General features: G+C 70.7%; 8 protein-coding genes. 7 read left to right on the plus strand and 1 reads right to left on the minus strand.

All coding sequences use genetic code 11. The features are described from left to right. Positions 1-45 precede the first annotated feature (45 nt). On the plus strand, positions 46-1,353 hold the full coding sequence (locus ABZ374_RS30700) for a cytochrome P450 (RefSeq protein WP_360317124.1): 1,308 nt from the start codon (positions 46-48) through the stop codon (positions 1,351-1,353). On the opposite strand, the gene ABZ374_RS30705 is transcribed toward ABZ374_RS30700, so the two are convergent. Then, the gene (locus ABZ374_RS30705) at positions 1,348-1,506 is read right to left on the minus strand and encodes a hypothetical protein (RefSeq protein ID WP_360317126.1); all 159 of its coding nucleotides are present in this window, start codon (positions 1,504-1,506) and stop codon (positions 1,348-1,350) included. The two genes, ABZ374_RS30700 and ABZ374_RS30705, sit on opposite strands and share 6 nt — an antisense overlap. Before the next feature lie 282 nt (positions 1,507-1,788). On the opposite strand from ABZ374_RS30705, the gene ABZ374_RS30710 reads away from it, so the two are divergent. The 6 genes from ABZ374_RS30710 to ABZ374_RS30735 all read left to right on the plus strand — a co-directional run bounded on the left by ABZ374_RS30710 (position 1,789) and on the right by ABZ374_RS30735 (position 17,123). After that, positions 1,789-2,913, plus strand: a complete 1,125-nt coding sequence (locus ABZ374_RS30710) for an AAA family ATPase (RefSeq protein WP_360317128.1) — start codon at positions 1,789-1,791, stop codon at positions 2,911-2,913. Positions 2,914-3,026: 113 nt separating this feature from the next. Then, positions 3,027-4,070, plus strand: coding sequence for a hypothetical protein (locus tag ABZ374_RS30715; protein ID WP_360317131.1), 1,044 nt, complete (start codon positions 3,027-3,029; stop codon positions 4,068-4,070). Between the two features lie 273 nt (positions 4,071-4,343). Then, a complete protein-coding gene (locus ABZ374_RS30720; protein WP_360317186.1) occupies positions 4,344-5,123 on the plus strand; it encodes a chitosanase in 780 nt (259 codons plus the stop codon). A 353-nt stretch (positions 5,124-5,476) separates the two neighbouring features. Next, on the plus strand, positions 5,477-13,570 hold the full coding sequence (locus ABZ374_RS30725) for an RHS repeat-associated core domain-containing protein (protein WP_360317134.1): 8,094 nt from the start codon (positions 5,477-5,479) through the stop codon (positions 13,568-13,570). A 37-nt stretch (positions 13,571-13,607) separates the two neighbouring features. Beyond that, positions 13,608-14,024: a DUF5959 family protein gene (locus tag ABZ374_RS30730; protein ID WP_360317137.1), complete on the plus strand. Its 417-nt coding sequence runs from the start codon at positions 13,608-13,610 to the stop codon at positions 14,022-14,024. A 156-nt stretch (positions 14,025-14,180) separates the two neighbouring features. Continuing rightward, a complete protein-coding gene (locus ABZ374_RS30735; protein ID WP_360317188.1) occupies positions 14,181-17,123 on the plus strand; it encodes an AAA family ATPase in 2,943 nt (980 codons plus the stop codon). The last annotated feature ends 2 nt before the right edge of the window (positions 17,124-17,125 follow it).

Here is a 17,125-nt window from a genome sequence, read left to right on the forward strand (position 1 = left end):
CAGGCAGCCGGCGTCGGTCGCCGCCCGGGAACGAGAGGGCAACGCATGGATGCATCGGCGATCGTCGACCGGCTCACCACCCCACAGACCCGGGTCGATCCCTACCCGCTGTACGAACAGGCCCACGCGCTCGGCCCCGTGGTGCGGGTGGACGACACGTTCGTGCTGGTCACCGGCCATGCGGCGGCCGATCGGGTGCTGCGCGAGCGAGGCTTCGGCGTGCTGGACCGCCAGGCGAGCGCGGCGATGTTCGGCGGCGAGTCGGAAGCCCCGTCGCAGGAACTGTTCGGCCGCTCGATCCTGCAGAGCAATCCACCGGTGCACACCCGGCTGCGCGGGCCGATCGCGGCCGTGTTCACCCCACGTCGAATCGCCGCGCTGGAACCGGCCATCGCGCGGGCGGTGGACCGACTCCTGGCCGAGATGGCCGAGTCGGGCCGGGCGGGCGCCCCCGTCGACTTCATGGATCGGTTCGCCTTCCCGCTGCCGGTCGGGGTGATCTGCGAACTGCTCGGCGTCCCGGAGGAGGACCGGTATCGTTTTCGGGATCCGGCCCACGACCTGATGGGTGTCCTGGAGTTCATGTCGGTGGCGACCGATACCGGCCCGGCGGATCGGGCCGCGCTGGAACTCGGCGGCTACTTCGCGGACTTGGTCGCCGAACGCCGGGCCCGGCCGCAGGACGACCTGATCGGCGCGCTGGTACGACTGCGCGACGAGGACCCGGAGCAGGCGATCGGCGACGCCGAACTCGTGGCCAACCTGGTGCTGCTGCTCGTGGCCGGTTTCGAGACCACGACGAACCTGCTCGGCAACGGCCTCGCGCTGCTGGGTGAACATCCCGACGTGCGCCGCGCGCTGGTCGACCGGACGTTGCCGGTGGCCGATTTCGTCGAGGAGGTGCTGCGCTACGACTCGCCGGTCCAGTTGACGTCGCGGGTCGCGCTTCGGGACGATCTCTCGATCGACGGCGTGCCGGTGCCGCGCTTCGCTGAGGTACTGGTGCTGATCGGGGCCGCCAATCGGGACCCCGCGCGATATCGCGATCCGCAGCGGTTCGACCCGTGGCGGGCCGAGGGCGGCTCGTTGAGCTTCGGGGCCGGGCTGCACTTCTGTGTCGGCGCGATGCTGGCCCGACTGGAGGCGACGGTGGCGTTCCCGCGTCTGCTCGACCGTTTCCCGGCGCTGACCCTGGCCCCGGGCGCGACCCGACGCGACCGACTGGTGTTGCGGGGCTACGGGGAACTCCCGGTCACCGTGGACGCGGTGGGGGCTGCGGGCACCATGGGCGCTACGGGTGCCGGGGGAGCCGTGGGTGATCGGGTCGGTCCCGACGAATCGGGCGCTTCATGAGCCGGTGTCCCCACCGGTGCGCTCGTAGATCCGCTTGTCGGAGAGCGGCGGCAACTGTGGGTCCGGGGTCGGGAGAACCTCGGCCATGAGCCGTTCGAAGTCGTCGTGGTCGAGCCATTCGGGCTCGACTTCGGGCTGCGGATGCTCGTCCATGCCACGATGCTGCCACGCGACGGCCCGGTTGGCTGCCATCGTTTCCGAATCAGTCCGTAATCAACCGGTTACCCGGCTGATTCGAACCCCTCCGAATCGGTGCCGGCAACGCCTCGCATACCGGCCGACATCCACCCCAACGGGTTGTCGGCGCGGCGGTGTCGAGCCCGGCGGGCAGCCGCGCGTGGCCGTGGGCCGAGCGGTGGATCCGGCCGTGGGGCGGAATGCGAATGTGTGTTCATTGCATGATGCATAGACTTCCCGGGTGTCGTTCCGGAGTCGGTGCAGGAGCAGGAGCAGGAGCAGGCGCAAGGCGGGGTGCGGGAGGCTGCGTTCGCGGTGCGCGGCGCGTTGGCGGCCGCGCGGGTCGGCCTGGTCGATCGCGAAGTGGGCGCCGAGGTGGTGACGCTGTGCGCGGTCGCGGGGGAACACCTGCTCGTGGTCGGGGCACCGGGCACGGCCAAGTCGTTGGCGGTGCGCCTGATCGCCGAACAGCTCGGTGGACGCTACTTCGAGTGCCTGCTGGGCCGATTCACCGAACCGAACGAGATCTTCGGACCGGTCGACCTGCGTCGGCTGCGCGAGGGGGTCGTCGAGATCGAGACGGCCGGGATGTTGCCGGAGGCGGAGATCGCCTTCCTGGACGAGGTCTTCCTCGGCTCGACCGCGATCCGGAACACCCTGCTCGGCCTGCTCAACGAGCGGGTGTTCCGGCGGGGCGCCACCGTGCCGGCGGCGCCCTTGAGGGTGTGCGTCGGCGCGGCCAACCATGTTCCGCAGGACCCCTCGCTCGCCGCCTTCGCGGACCGGTTCCTGGCCCGGGTGTTCGTCGACCCGGTCGCGGACGCGCGCTTGGAGGAGCTGCTGGAGGAGGGTGACACCCCCACGGCCTCCGGGCAGGTCGTCCAGGGGTCGCCGGACGCGTTGGCCGGTGTCGATCGCCTTGCCGAGGCCGCGCGCGTCTGCGAACTGGGGTCGGTGCGGCTCGTGTTGGCCACGGCGGTGCGCCGGCTGCGGGCGGCCGGGGTGCCGATCACCGATCGCCGCGGGGTGCGCTCGCAGCGCCTGGTCGCCGCCGCAGCCGTCCTGGACGGGCGGGCGGGCGGTCGCGGAGCCGGGCGACCTGTGGACGTTGCCACTGATCGCGCCGACGGCGGACGCGCAGGCTGCGGCAGCCTGTGCCACGCGGCCGAGGAGTACTCGCACGGCAGCGCGGCCCGGGCGCGGCGACTCGCGGCGACCGGACGGGATCTGCTCGCCCGCTTCGGGCCGGAGCCCAGGGACGGCGACCGGCGGCCGCGGTTGGAGGCGGTGCTGCGCGAGATCGACGCCGGCTTCGCCACACCCGACCTGGACGTCGAACTGGCCGCGATCCGCGCCTGGTTGATCGCGGCCGTGCAGGCGTGACGGGCGGCGTCGGGCCGGTGGACGGATCGATCGTGGCCGGCCCGGCCGCGCCCGTTTGGCATCCACGTGAGCCGCCGCTGCCGGTGGCTGCCGTGTTGGCTCGGGGAGCGGCCGTGGCCGGCCTGGCGGCGCGGGCGGATCGCGAACCGGCCACCCTGGCCGCCCGTGCCCTGGTGCGGGCCGCCGGTCGACCCGTCGGGTCCGTCGCGTTCCCGGCCGGAAGCGGCCGTCGGCGCTTCGACGCGCTTCGGGCCCGCGCCGACCCACTCGTCGCGGCCGATCTGCGACCGCCCGTCGAACCCCGGCCCACTCGGCGGCGCACCGAGCCGCTCGCGGTGAACGCCGGCCGCTTCCCGGGTCGACTGCCGGTCCACAACGCCGCCGCGCTCCCGGACGGCACCGTCCTGGTCGCCTGCGGCGCCGCCGGCACCCGGCTGCTCGGCCGCGACGGTCGCGAGCGGGCACGCTGGGACGTGCCGGCGGATCGCATCGTCCTGGCGGACCACGCCTCGGCCGCCCTGCTGATCGCGGATCAGGGGGCGTCCTGCGACATCCACCGGCTGGATCCGGTCACCCGCCGGCTGCGGCACTGGGCCACGCTGTCCGCACGGGAGTTCGCCGACTCCTTCGACGGTGCCCACCTGGTGACCCTGGACCGGGGCGTCATCACCGTGCTCGACACGCTCACCCCGCGACCGCGGGTCGTCCGGCGCGAGGAGGCCACACCGGCCTCGTTCCTGGGCGGGAACCGCTCCGCGACCTCGATCGCGGCGCTCGCGCAGACCGCCGAAGGCGTCGGACAGCTGACGGATGTGGCCAAGTGGCGCTGGGACATGCCGGGTTGGACCCTGCGCGAGCGCTCCGGACAACCTGCCGGAGTGCCGCGCCGGCTGGTCACCGCCGGCGGCCGGATCGTGCCGACCACGTTCGAGGCGTTGCTCGTCTCCGGCGATGCCCACCTGGGCCTGGCGGGCGACGAAACGGCGACCCTGTACCTGGGCCGGGACCCCGGGCCCGGTGCGAACATCGCCTTCCCCGGCGCGGATTCGGACACGATCGGCTTCCGGGAGCACGCGGGTCAGGTCACCGTCTGGGACCGCTCGGGCCGGATCGTGGTGTTGGAAGGTCCGATGGTGCACGCCGTCTTCCGAACCTGATCGGTCGTCGAGCCGCTTTGTGACCAACCCGGAAGACGGTCCCTCAGTTTCCCCAGATGTTTCCCAATCCCCCCTTGGCGACGGAACTCGGCGGTGCTTCAATGTGTCTCGTTCCTAGTTAGGAAACTTTCCTAACAATGGATGGACACGGAGCCCCCCGAACGTGGCCGTAGAGCCGGAACGGAGACGCACGTGAAATCTCACCTCGGACGATCCCGCAAGCGCTTGACCCTGCTTGTGGCCACCGGACTGCTGATCGCCGCACCCGGGCCGCTGGCCCATGCGGCGACGAGCGCCACGCAGTCGAGTTCGACCAGCGCCACGCAGCAGGCCGCCGCCCGGATCGGGCTGGACGACCCGCACAAGAAGGACATCGCCATGCAACTGGTGTCCAGTGCGGAGAACTCCTCCCTGGACTGGAAGGCGCAGTACAAGTACATCGAGGACATCGACGACGGGCGCGGATACACGGCCGGCATCATCGGCTTCTGTTCCGGCACCGGCGACATGCTCGACCTGGTCGAGCTGTACACCGCACGCAAACCGGGCAACGTGCTGGCCAAGTACCTGCCCGCGCTGCGCAAGGTCAACGGCACCGACTCGCACGCGGGTCTGGGCAGTTCGTTCGAAAAGGCGTGGGCGACCGCCGCCGCCGACGCGGACTTCCGCACGGCCCAGAACGACGAGCGGGACCGGGTGTACTTCAACCCGGCGGTCAACCGCGGCAAGTCCGACGGCCTGGGCGCACTGGGCCAGTTCATCTACTACGACGCGATCGTCATGCACGGCGACGGTGGCGACCGGGACAGCTTCAGCTCGATCCGGGCGAACGCGCTCAAGAAGGCCAAGTCGCCGGCCCAGGGCGGCAACGAGACCACCTACCTCAACGCCTTCCTCGACGCCCGCAAGGTCGCGATGAAGCACGAGGACGCGCACAGCGACACCAGCCGGGTCGACACCGAGCAGCGGGTCTTCCTCAAGGCCGGCAACCTCGACCTCAACCCCCCGCTGAACTGGAAGGTCTACGGCGACAGCTACTCGATCAAGAGCTGATCGACACCGCCCGACCTGCTCCACCCTCCGCCCCACCCCCTTCCCTTCCCTTCCCTTCCCCCTTCCCCCTTCCTTCTTCGACGTGGATCGGCTCGGAATCGCGCCGTTTCCGACCCTGTTCGTCCCGCACCAGGAAGGCCACCGCCTCGGCGGTGGCCTTCCGCGCGTCGCGGGTCGCACCGTCGTGCGGCCGTCCATCGGCCGAATATCCGCCAGGGAAACGTCGGATGAACCCTGCTTCCGGTCCCTGTCGCGGTTCCTGACATCCAGTCAGGATCGATTCCGGACAACCGGAGGGCCGGTTGGCCACAGTGGGCAACGCGGGGGGAAACAGACGTGCCCACCGTGTCCGCATGCGTCAGGGGGACAGGGTGGGGATCCGCGTTCGCTTGGGCCTGGTCGGCGTGGTGCTGCTCGCACTCCTGGCGGGCTTCCTGTCGCCATGGCCCGGCCCGACCGACGCCGCCGCAGCGGACAAGTCGTTGGCCGGACCGCAGCCGGCCGGGCCGACTTCGGCCGTGCCGACCGAGCCGCCACCCGCGCCGGCGGCGAGAGTGGACGCCAAGCCGGGCGACGCCCTGTACGAGGCCCGGCAACGCGTCGCGAAGACCGTCGCCGAACGGCAGGCGCCGGCCCGCCCGACACCGACCGCGCTCGATCCGGCCATGCGGGCCGTCAACGAAACTCTGGTCCGGCAGGGCCGCGCGCCCGAGGAGCCGACCGCCGAACACCCCGAGATCGACCTGCCGAAGCGGGTGACCGAGGGTCCTCGACTGGAGCAACTCCCGCACGCGGAGGGCCGATCCGCCCACGACCCCCCGGCACCGGATTCGAACCGGCAGCCCGGACCGCAGGATGCCCCCGGGCCGGTGCGCTCCGGTCCGGCCTCGGCGCCGCCGGACGCCCAGTACGGGGTCTGGTACTCGTGGGGGAACCTCAGTGTCGTGCCCACCTATGCCCAACCCGGCTACGTGTGGGTCTCCCTCACCAACAGGTCGAACTACACGTGGTTGGCGAACTCCAGCTTCGCACTGGGCTACCACCTCTATCGAGCCGACGGGTCGCTGTACAACTACCTCGGCACCCCGACCGCGCTGACCTCGGACGTCCCGGTCGGTGCCACCACGCAGATCTACGCACGGATCGAGCGGTTGCCCGCAGGGTCGTTCAAGCTGGTCTGGGACGTGCAGGACGACGGCGTCTACTACGTCGATCGCGGCGTGCCGGCCGCCACCCCGATGCTCTTCACCCTTCCGCACCAACCGCCGTCCGCGCGGATCTACGACCCGCCCTACGACGCCACCTACGCCAGGCTCGACACCGAACTGTCCATCGGCGTCTACGGCGACGACTCGCGGCCGATCGACGTGCAGTACGAACTGTGCCCGCAGGGCGAACCGGCCAAGCCGTGCCAGGACAGCGGCTGGTTGCGGGTGGGAACACCGAACAGCGGCTTCACGGTCTACCACCGATGGCGGCCACCCGCGGCCGTGATGACCTGGAACACCACCTACCTGTGGCGGATCAGGGTCCGGGACGACAGTGCGACCACCCCGTGGAGCGAGCAGTCGCGCTACTCGACCGTCGTGCCCGCGGTCGAGGGCGCCAACCGGCTCGGCATCGACCCGGCCGCCGTGGACCCGGCCGGGGTCGGTCTGTACCGGGGCAACTACACACGCCAGGAAAAGGACATGAGCATCCCGGCGCGCGGCGGTGCGCTGGAAATCGCCCGGGTGTACAACAGCGCCAATCCCAAGCGCGGCGTATTCGGGGTGGGTTGGTCCTCGATCCTGGACATGACGTCGATCCTGGAGCCGGACGGCTTTCTGCGGGTGACCTATCCGGACGGCCGCCAGGTGCGCTACGGCCGCAACCCCGACGGTGGTTGGGTGCCGGCCTTCGGTGAGTCCGCCGGGGCGGAGGTCACCGGACAGGCGAATCTGCGCACGTCGGACGGGACCGAGTACCGGTTCGGGGTCGACGGGCGCATCACCGAGATCGTCGGAGCGAGCGGAGACATCCACTACTTCACCTACGACACCTCGGGCCGCTTGCAATCCATCCGCGACGGTCTGGACACCTGGAGCCGAGGTCTGTACTTCGGTTGGCTCGGAGCCGACGTGACCCACGTCGCCGACAACGCGGGAGGCAGCACCTCGGACGGAGGCCGGTTCGTCAACTACAACCACGACAACGCCGGTTACCTGACCGGGGTTTGCGATGTGCGACTCGCGTGCGGCACCTACGAGTACAACGACCACGGGAGCCCGACCGCCGAGGGACGGCTGACCAAGTCGACGCGACCCGACCCGAAGAACCACACCAAGGTGTCCTATACCGGGGACTTCGTCGAGACCGTGACGTTCGCGGACGGCGCGCTGTGGCGCTACGTGCGCGGTCCGGCCGCCACGCCGGACGCCGCGTTCGTGGTCGCGGTCACCGACCCGAACCAACTCCGCACCTCCTACGCGTTCAACGCCCGTGCGTCGCTGCTGTATCGCTGGACCGGCACCGGCCCGTCGACCGAGACGAACACGAAGGTCTGGGGCTACAACGCGTACGGGCTGCCCTCGTCCACGCTCGACGAGAACGGAAACGTCACCGAGACGTATTGGACCGCCGGCCGCCCGACCGGCCACAACGCGTATCGCGACGCCAACACCATCGTCAACACGCACATCCGCAACCACCTGGGTCTGCCGGGAGATCCGCTCAACGGCCAACCCGAGATGATGCAGGACGCCAATCGCCACCAGACCACCTACGCCTACGTTCCCGCCTCCGCCGGGAGCCGGTACAGCTCCCTGGTGCAGTCCTCCACGGCCGCCGACGGCGGAATCACCCGATTCACGTACACCTGCGTGGCGCCCGAGGCGCAACCTCCCGTGGTCAACGACCCGCAGGCCCCGGCCGGTGCGGCGCAGCCGTGTGGCCTCGCCCGCACCCGTACCGATCCGGACGGTCGCACCACCCGCTACGAGTACAACCGCTTCGGCGACGTGACCCGCACGACGACACCCACCGGCCTGGTCACCGACGTCTTCCACAACCGGACCGGCCAACCCGTCGAGCAGCGCGTGGACGGCGCGGTGACCACCCTCACCTACGACGCCCTCGGCAACGTGGAGACGGTCACCGAACCGGCCGTGACGAACTCGATTTCCGGCGCGACCCACCGCAAGCGAACCACCAACAGGCGGGACGTCAACGGGAATCTGCTCGAAGTGCGGGTGGCCGACCTGACCCCGCCGGAGGCGGGAGGCGACGGCGAGCGACTGACGGTCTACACCTACGACGTGCGGGATCGCCGGACCACCGTGACCAGCGGTGGAATCTACACCGGGTCGATCGTCTACGGATACCTCGGCGAGGTGCGCACCAGCTACGACCCGGTGGGCACCCGCTACGACTTCCTCTACGACGCGCAGACCCGGCTGACCGACACCTGGCTCCGACAGTTCAGCGTCACGGGCACGGATCCCCGGGACATCCGGATCTCGGCGCGGCGCTACGACCCGGGCGGCCGGCTCAGCCAGGTGGCGGACGCGATGAGCCACTGGGTGGGGTACACCTACACGCCCGACGGACTGCGACTGACCGAAACGCTGCGCGGCTTCCAGGACCCGGTCACCAACACGACGCGGGACATCCCGCTGCGCACGTACACCTACGACGCGGCCGGAAACGTGGTCAAGGACGTGCAAGGCGCCGGAACGGCAAGCCTGGTCACCACGTCCGGCTACGACGCGGTCAACCGCAGCATCGGCACCGTCCTGGACCCGGGCGGCCTGAACCGGGTGACCACGACCGGCTACAGCAAGGCCGGCGCGGTGACCTCGACGGTGTTGTCGGACGGATCGACCACGGCGGACACGACGCGACAGATCTACGATGCCGCCGGGCAGTTGGTCGCGACAGGCGTGCGCACCATGTGCTGCTCCGGCGAGTCGGTGACCGCGTTCAAGCGCGACCGCGCGGGTCGGCTGCTCGCCACGACCGACCCGCGCGGGGTGCCGGCGATCGGCTCCACCGACCCGCCGAACCCGGCGTTCACCACCGAGCAGGCATACGACCTGCTGGGCCGGGTCCGCGAGACCGTCGAACCGCCGGCGGCGGTCGAGGACGGCGACGGCGCGGCTCCGCGCCAGGTGCGGGCGACCACCACGATCGGCTACGACACGTTCGGCGAAGTCACCCATGAGCGGGACGCGTTGGGCCGGGTGACGGTGACCGAGTACAACGCGCAGGGCCGCCGGGTGAAGGTCACGTATCCGCAGATGACCAACCCCGACGGGTCCGTTCGCTTTCCGGTGGAGCAGTGGACCTACGACCGGGTCGGGAACCCGATTCGGCATCAGGACCGCCATGGGCGCACGACGACGATGAAGTACGACGCCCGGAACCGGATGTTCCAGCTGATCGAGCCGGCCGCTTCGGAAGGTGCCTCGCCCTACACGGTGACCTCCACGCACGACGACAACGGCAACGTGGTGGCCCGACTCGACTCGCTCGGCGCCCAGCAGTTGTGGACGTACGACGGGATGGACCGCACACGCACCGCGACCGCTCTGCAGCGGCTCCCGGGCGGTTGGGTGGACCGCTTCACCACCACCTACACCAGTGACGACCTGGGTCGGGTGCTGCGCGTGGACACACCCGGTGGGCAGTCCACGGCCTACACGTACACCGCCGACGGGCAGGTACGGACCGAGACGGTGCGCGGCCACGGGTCGACCACCCACTCCTACGACATCGCCGGTCGGCTGCGCACGACGGTGGATCCGGTCGGCCGGACCGTGGTCAACCTGTGGGACGTCGACGGCAAGTTGCTGGAGACGGTGGCCAAGGCGGCCGACGGCGCGCCCGCGGGCGAGAAGCACTACGAGTACGACGCGGCCGGCAACGCGACCCGGGTCGGTGGCGAGCGGGGCGGGACGCTGGGCCAGACCTTCCAAAGCAGGGAATACGACGCGAGCGGACGGGTCATCGCGCTGTCCGAGGGCGTCGACCGGGCCGCCACGCAGGTGTTGACCACTCGGTTCGGCTACGACGCGGTGGGCAACCGGACCCGGGTCACCGACGCGGCCGGGCGGGCCACGTACACCACGTACAACACGTGGAACCTGCCGAGCACCCGACGCGAGCCGGTGACGGCCGCCCACCCCGCCATCGCCGACCGGACCTGGAGCACGTCCTACGACGTGGCCGGATATCCGACCGTCGCGACCGAACCGGGCGGTGTGGTGCGGCGGTTCGAGTACGACGGACTGGGCCGCACGGTGCGCGAGAGCGGGACGGGCGCGGACAAGGCGACCGAGCGCACCTTCGATTACGACGCGGCCGGCCGGGTGACGCACACCCGGAGCGGCACCGCGGAAACCATGTACGAGTACGACGACCGGGGGTTGATGACGCTCTCGACCGGTCACGTGGGCCAGACCCGGTACACCTACGACGGCGACGGTCGGGTCAAGTCGAGCTTCGGTCCCGCGGTGACCGACGGCGTCTCGTGGTACTACGAGAACTCGGACCTGGTCTCGGTCGGCGACACGATCTCGCAGCTCACCCGCAGGTATACGCGAGACGCGGCGGGCCGGGTCACCGGTGAGGAACAAACGCGCGGGATTCGGGAGTTGGCCACGCGCAGCTACACCTACGACGCGGCCGGTCGGGTGGACACCGACACGGTGCGCAACCCTGCGGGTGGGGTCACCGCGAAGCAGACCTTCCGCTGGGACCTGGAAGGCAACCTGCTCGGTTCCACGACCGAGGGCGAGATCGCCGGAGCCAGGAACCGGGAGTACACCTACGACCAGGCCGGCCGGTTGTCGAGCGACTTCGACCCGACCGCGCAGACCGGCACGGACTACACCTGGGACGAGGTCGGCAACCGCAAGGCCGCCACCAAGTGGGAGGGCACCCCGCAATCGCATGTGGCCACCGGAGGCAGCTCGTTCGGCTACGACGAGCGCAACCGGCTGGTGCAGGCGAGCGATCCGGTCGCGGGGACCACCGACTACACGTGGGACGCGAACGGCACACTGGCGCGGACCACCCGTCGGGCGGTGGGCGTGCCGGTGTCGACCGCGGACCAGAGCTTCGACGCGTTCGGCCGATTGACGGCGGACGGGACGGCGTTCTATGAGTACGACGCGCTGGACCGATTGACCACGTCGCGCAACACGGACGCGGCCAGCCATCGGCGATTCGGCTACAACGGGTTCGACAAAGAGCCCGCCACCGACGGCCGTTGGTGGTTCACCCGCAGCGGTGACACCGTCCTGGGCGCGCGGGACGGCCCACCGGAAACCACCTTCGCGGCGCGCGAATCGACGGCGGACGCGGACCTGCCCTCGGGCGCCGCGCCGGCGTACGGCGTGTTGACCAACGCGCACCAGGACGCCATCGCGCTGATCGATCCGACGACCGGTGCGATCTCGGGGTCGCGCAGCTACGACGCGTTCGGGAAGGTGACCGCGTCGGCGGGGGCGCAGGCACCGATCGGCTTCCAGGGGTCGTGGACCGACGAGACGACGGGTCGGGTCCAGGCCCAGGCGCGGTGGTACGACCCGACGACGGGCTCGTTCGCATCGGGGGACACGGCGGCCGTGCCGATGAACGGGTCGGCGTCGACCAACCGGTACGGGTACGGCGAAGGGAACCCGACCAGTACGTGGGACCCCACCGGGCACTTCCTCAAGATCCCCGGCACGCCCAGTGCCGCCGCGCTCCGACACATGGGCTCGAAGAGCATTTCACTCGCCGGGAACGTGGTGAAATCCGCCGCCAAGCCGGTGGCGCGGGCCGGGTTGCGGGTGGCGATGCGCGGCGCGGTGCTGGCGGTCGCCTCGGTCCTCACCCCCGAAGTCCTGCTCGTGGTCGGCGCGGTGGTGCTGGTCGCGCTGGTCACCGGCGTGACGGTCTGGGTCGTCGTCAACATGGACGGCTCCACCACTCCCGTCCGGGACCCGGAACCACTGGACAAGCCCGCCGACCCACCGGCGGATCCCCAGCCGACCTGCTGCCCACCGCCTCCGCCGCCCGCCGAGCCGCCGCCGCCCCCGCCGCCGTACATCACCGGCACCGCCACGACCACGTCCCGGAAGGCATGGTCGACGGTCGACAAGTACTTCGACAGCACCTTCGCCTACGAGCGCACCGACTGGTACCGCTACACCGAGACCCACAAGTGGAACCAGTGGTCGACCGGTGACACCACCTCCGGCGGGTGGAGCAGCCTGTTCGAGCACTACTGGAAGACGATCGCCCGGCGCCTGATCGACCTGGACAACGCGCTCCGGGTCGAAGTGAGCCAGGTGCCGGACTCGGCGAAAGCCCCCGACCTACCCTCCGGCGCACCCCTGGCGGGAACCTGCGGCGCCGGCGGCTCCACCGCCTCGTGCGGGTCCGGCCCCGGCCCGGGCGACCTGCACCTGATCGGCGACTGCTCCGGCCGCTTCGGCGCCGACGCGATGCAGGACTGCCACGTCGAACCCGCCCCCGGCGACCTGGGCGACCCCAACACCCGCCTGTCCAAATGCCGAGGCGTCACCGGCGCGGGCAGCTCGTGCCTGATCGACAACGCCCCGGCGGGCACCCCGTCGACCGGCGCCGACCCGAGCTGCCACAGCTTCCCGGCCGGCACCGGCGTACTGATGGCCGACGGCACCACCAAGGCCATCCAGGACGTCAAGCCCGGCGACACGGTCCTGGCCACCGATCCGGAATCGGGCGAATCCGCACCTCGCACCGTCCTGGCGGCGATCACCACCGAGGACGACAAGAACTTCGCCGACATCACCGTCGCAACCGATCAGGGCGACGCCTCCATCATCGCCACCGTCAACCACCCATTCTGGGCCCCCGACCTCAAACAATGGATAAACGCCGGCGACCTCCACCCCGGCCAACTCCTGCAAACCGCCACCGGCACCTGGGTCCAGGTCGGCGCCGTCCGCTATCTGCACGGCCGACAGCGGACACACGACCTGACCGTCGACGTCGCACATTCGTACTACGTGTCGGCAGGGACTGCGCCGGTACTGGTGCACAACTGCGACGTTGATTACGGCAGCATCGATGCCCTGGGTCAACGCTCGGGTATCGTCGCGATCGTTACTCCGCAAACCGCCCAGGGGACGAAGGCCAACCGCGATCCTCCGGGCTATGCGCCGAATGTGGGCCTGAGTCGCGGCCACCTTCTGCCCAAAGCCCTGGGTGGATCCGGGACTGTCGAATCGAACCTGGTCACCACGACCGCGCGGGTGGACAACGGGCCGATGAACGAACTCGAAAAGAGAATCGCCGCCCATGTTTTCGTGGACGGAAAGACCATCCTCTATTCCTCGACTCCTCGCTACCATCCCGGACAAGATGTTCCCTACGCCGTCACGATCGAAGCTTTCGATGACGACGGTTGGTACGAAGGCGAGACGTTCTTTCAGTGATGTGGCAGAGCCGACGTGCGGCGGCAGAGGAGGATCGATGGATTCCTTTCCGTTCGAGCTCATCCGCCTTACGGATCGACTGAACAGTGTTCGGGTCCGGGTGCTGAATCCCCTGGTCCGGGAGCCCGGGTGCTTCGATGCCGAAATTCTGGTGGAGAGTTCGTTCGTGACGGGGCGGCTGTGGCTCTATCTGTCACCTTCGAAGCTGGAGAGTTGGGGGCACGCGCTCGACGAGCTCGCGGCGGGGCGGGACGTCGTCTGGATGGACCTGGATCGGGGGCCGTCGATCGGCATTCGCTTTGTGCCCGAGGCCGAGGGGCAGGACATCGGCGTCGGGGACGACTCGGCCTCGCTGGTCACCGTGACGCTGCCGGTTCACCTGCCGGAGGGGTGGGTCGAGGAGCAGCGGGAGCGGCTTCGGAGGTTCACGGGCGGCGCGGGTGGCTCGGAGTAGGGGGCGTCCACGGGGTTCCGTGCCGGGCGGATGACCACGCCGGGACATCCGGGTACTGCGGCAATGGGCGCGGTTCGGGTAGTTTGCGGGGGAAGGGGTGGTCGAATCCGGATGTCCTGTGTCGGGGGCGCGTGTGAGGATTGCGCGGTGACCGACGTGGGCTGGGATGTGGCGCTGGTGGGGCGGGGCGAGGAGGTCGCTCGGCTCGATGAGGCGTTGGCGCGGGGGCGGGCCGGGGATCCGTGCGCGGTGTTGCTCGCGGGGGACGCGGGGGTGGGGAAGACGCGGTTGCTCGCGGAGGCGACTGCCCGGGCGGCCGGGGCCGGGATGACCGTGTTGACCGGGCATTGTGTGGACCTGGGGGACGTCGGGCTGCCCTATCTGCCGTTCGTCGAGGTGCTGCGCGGGCTGGACGCCGATGCGCGGTACGGCGAGGTGTTGGCCGCGCATCCCGCCGTCGAGCGGTTGTTGCGGGCCGGCGGGGGTGCGGCGGAGTACGCGGGTGCGTTGCCCGACGCCGGGGTGCGGTTGCGGTTGTTGGAGGATGTCGCGGCGCTGCTCGGCGACCTGGCCGAGCGGGCTCCGGTGCTGCTCGTGGTCGAGGACCTGCACTGGGCCGACCAGTCGACTCGCGACCTGGTGCGCTTCCTGCTCAGTCGGTTGTTGCCACAACGTCCGGGAGGTACCGCGTACCAGCGGCTCACCGTGCTCGTCTCCTACCGCTCCGACGACCTGCATCGACGGCATCCGCTGCGCCCGCTGCTGGCCGAGTTGGTACGGCTGCCCTCCGTCGGGCGGTTGGATCTGCGGCCGATGGCCGACGAGGACGTGGCCAGCCTGGTGCGCGGCCTGACCGCCGCTCCGCTGCCCGAGGCCACCGTGCGGGCCATCGTCGAGCGGGCCGAGGGCAACGCGTTCTACGCGCAGGAGTTGCGCGCGGCCACCGATGCCACCGACGGCGGCGTGCCCAGCGGTCTGGCCGAGGTGCTGCTCACCCGGATCGAGCAGATGTCGGGCACGGCCCAGCGGGTGATCCGGACCGCCGCCGTGGCCGGTCGCCGGGTCGAACACGGGCTGCTGCGGGATGCCGTCGACCTGCCCGACGACGAATTGGACACCGCGCTGCGCGAAGCGGTCGGACGGCACCTGTTGGTGGCCGCCGAGGGGGACGCCTACGCGTTCCGGCACGCGCTGATCCGCGAGGCGGCATATGCGGACCTGCTGCCGGGCGAACGGGTGCGGATCCACGCGGTGTTCGCGCGGCTGCTCGACGACGCGGGGCGGCGGGCGGGCAGTTCCGCCGAGCGTGCCCTCCACCACCGGGCGAGTCACGACCTGCCCGGGGCGCTCACCGCGTCCCTGGAGGCGGCCGATCACGCCGCGAGCGTGGGCGCGCCCGCCGAGGAACTGCGCTGGCTGGAGGCGGTCCTGGAGGTATGGGACGCGGTGCCGAACGCACGGGAGTCGACCGGGACCGACGACGTCTCGCTGATGTTGCGGGCGTCCGCGGCCGCGGTCCGGGCCGGAGAGGCTCACCGCGCCGTCGCGCTGGCGCGTACCGCTCTGGACCGGCTCGGTGCGCACGCGGACATCGACCTGGCGGTGACCGTGCGCTACACGCTCGCCTCCAGTCTGATGAGCGTGGACGATCTTCAGGCCGCGTTCGAGTACAGCCGCCAGGCACTCGCGATGATCCCGGCCGAGCCGCCGACGCGCACCTGGTTGTGGGCGGCGGCCACGTTTGTGCAGGCCGCGTACTTCTCCAAGGACGACGACACCGCCCTGCGGGTCGGACGCCAGGTGCTGGCGGTCGCCGAGGAACTGGGTACCGACGACGCCCTCGCCGACGCGATCATCTCGCTGACCGGCCTGGAGTGGGCCAGTCGGCAGTCCTTCGAGGGGCGCGAACGGCTGGTCCAGGCCCGGGAGTTGGCTCGCCGCTCGGGCAATACGGCGATCGAGCTGCGGGCATTGTTCAACCTGGCCATGGGCTCCTTCGAGGCCGGCCTGCTCCAGGAGAGTCTGGGCTGGTTGGACGACGGTCTGGAACTGGCCCGTCGTACCACCAGGTCCTCGTCGCCGTATCCGCTCGACATGCGCTACCTGCGCGCCCAACTCCTGTACACGCTGGGCCGCTGGGACGACGCCCTGGCGGCGGTGCCCTCGTCCGTGCCGTCGTCGGCGTACGGGCACGTCGCGGCGGCGGCGCTGTATGTGCCGCTGGGGCGCGGCGAGCCCGGTGTCGTGGAGCAGGCGCGGGCGGTGTTCGAGGCACGGCCGTTCAACTGGATGGGCACGCTCGTGGGCGGTCTGGTGCTGACCGACGAGGCCGCCTGGCGCGGTGACTCCCGGGCGACGGCCGACCGGGCGCGCGCGGTGCTGGCCGAACTGTCCGAGGAGCGCAATCCGTACCCGGACGTGGGCATTCGGCTGTCCGCGCTGGCGCTGTCCGCGATCGGCGACACGCTGATCGAACTACGGGCGGCGGGCGATACCGAGGGGGCCGAACAGGAGCTGGCCGCGGCACGGGAGTTCATCGAACTGGCCCGTGTCACGGCGAGTTGGCCCGGTCGCCGCTTTCCGCGCAGCGGATCGGAGGGCAGGGCCTGGCTGTTGCGGGCCGAGGCCGAATGGTCGCGGGTGTCCGGCGATTCGGACGTCTCGTTGTGGGAGCAGACGGTCCGGGCGTACGACTACGGCAATGTCTTCGAGGCGGCACGCAGTGAACTGCGGCTGGCCCAGGCCCTGGTGGCGGCGGGCCGCCGGGACGAGGCGGCCGACCACGCGCGCCGAGTGCGGGAGACGGCGGAGCGGCTGGGCGCGGTGCCGCTGCGGGACGCGGTGGACGCGACGGTCCGGCGGGCCCGGCTGGGCGGTTCCGATGCGGCATCGACCGGGGAGACGGTGTTGACCGCGCGCGAACGCGAGGTGCTGGAACTGCTCGCCAAGGGGCGGACCAACCGGCAGATCGGCGAGGAACTGTTCATCAGCGCCAAGACCGCGAGTGTGCATGTCTCCAACATCATGGCCAAGGTGGGCGCGGCCCGCCGCACCGAGGCGGTGGCGCTGGCACGACGCAGCGGGTTGATCCCCGACTAGGC

Origin of the sequence: Embleya sp. NPDC005971, assembly GCF_040629175.1 — a bacterium.
GTDB lineage: Bacteria > Actinomycetota > Actinomycetes > Streptomycetales > Streptomycetaceae > Embleya.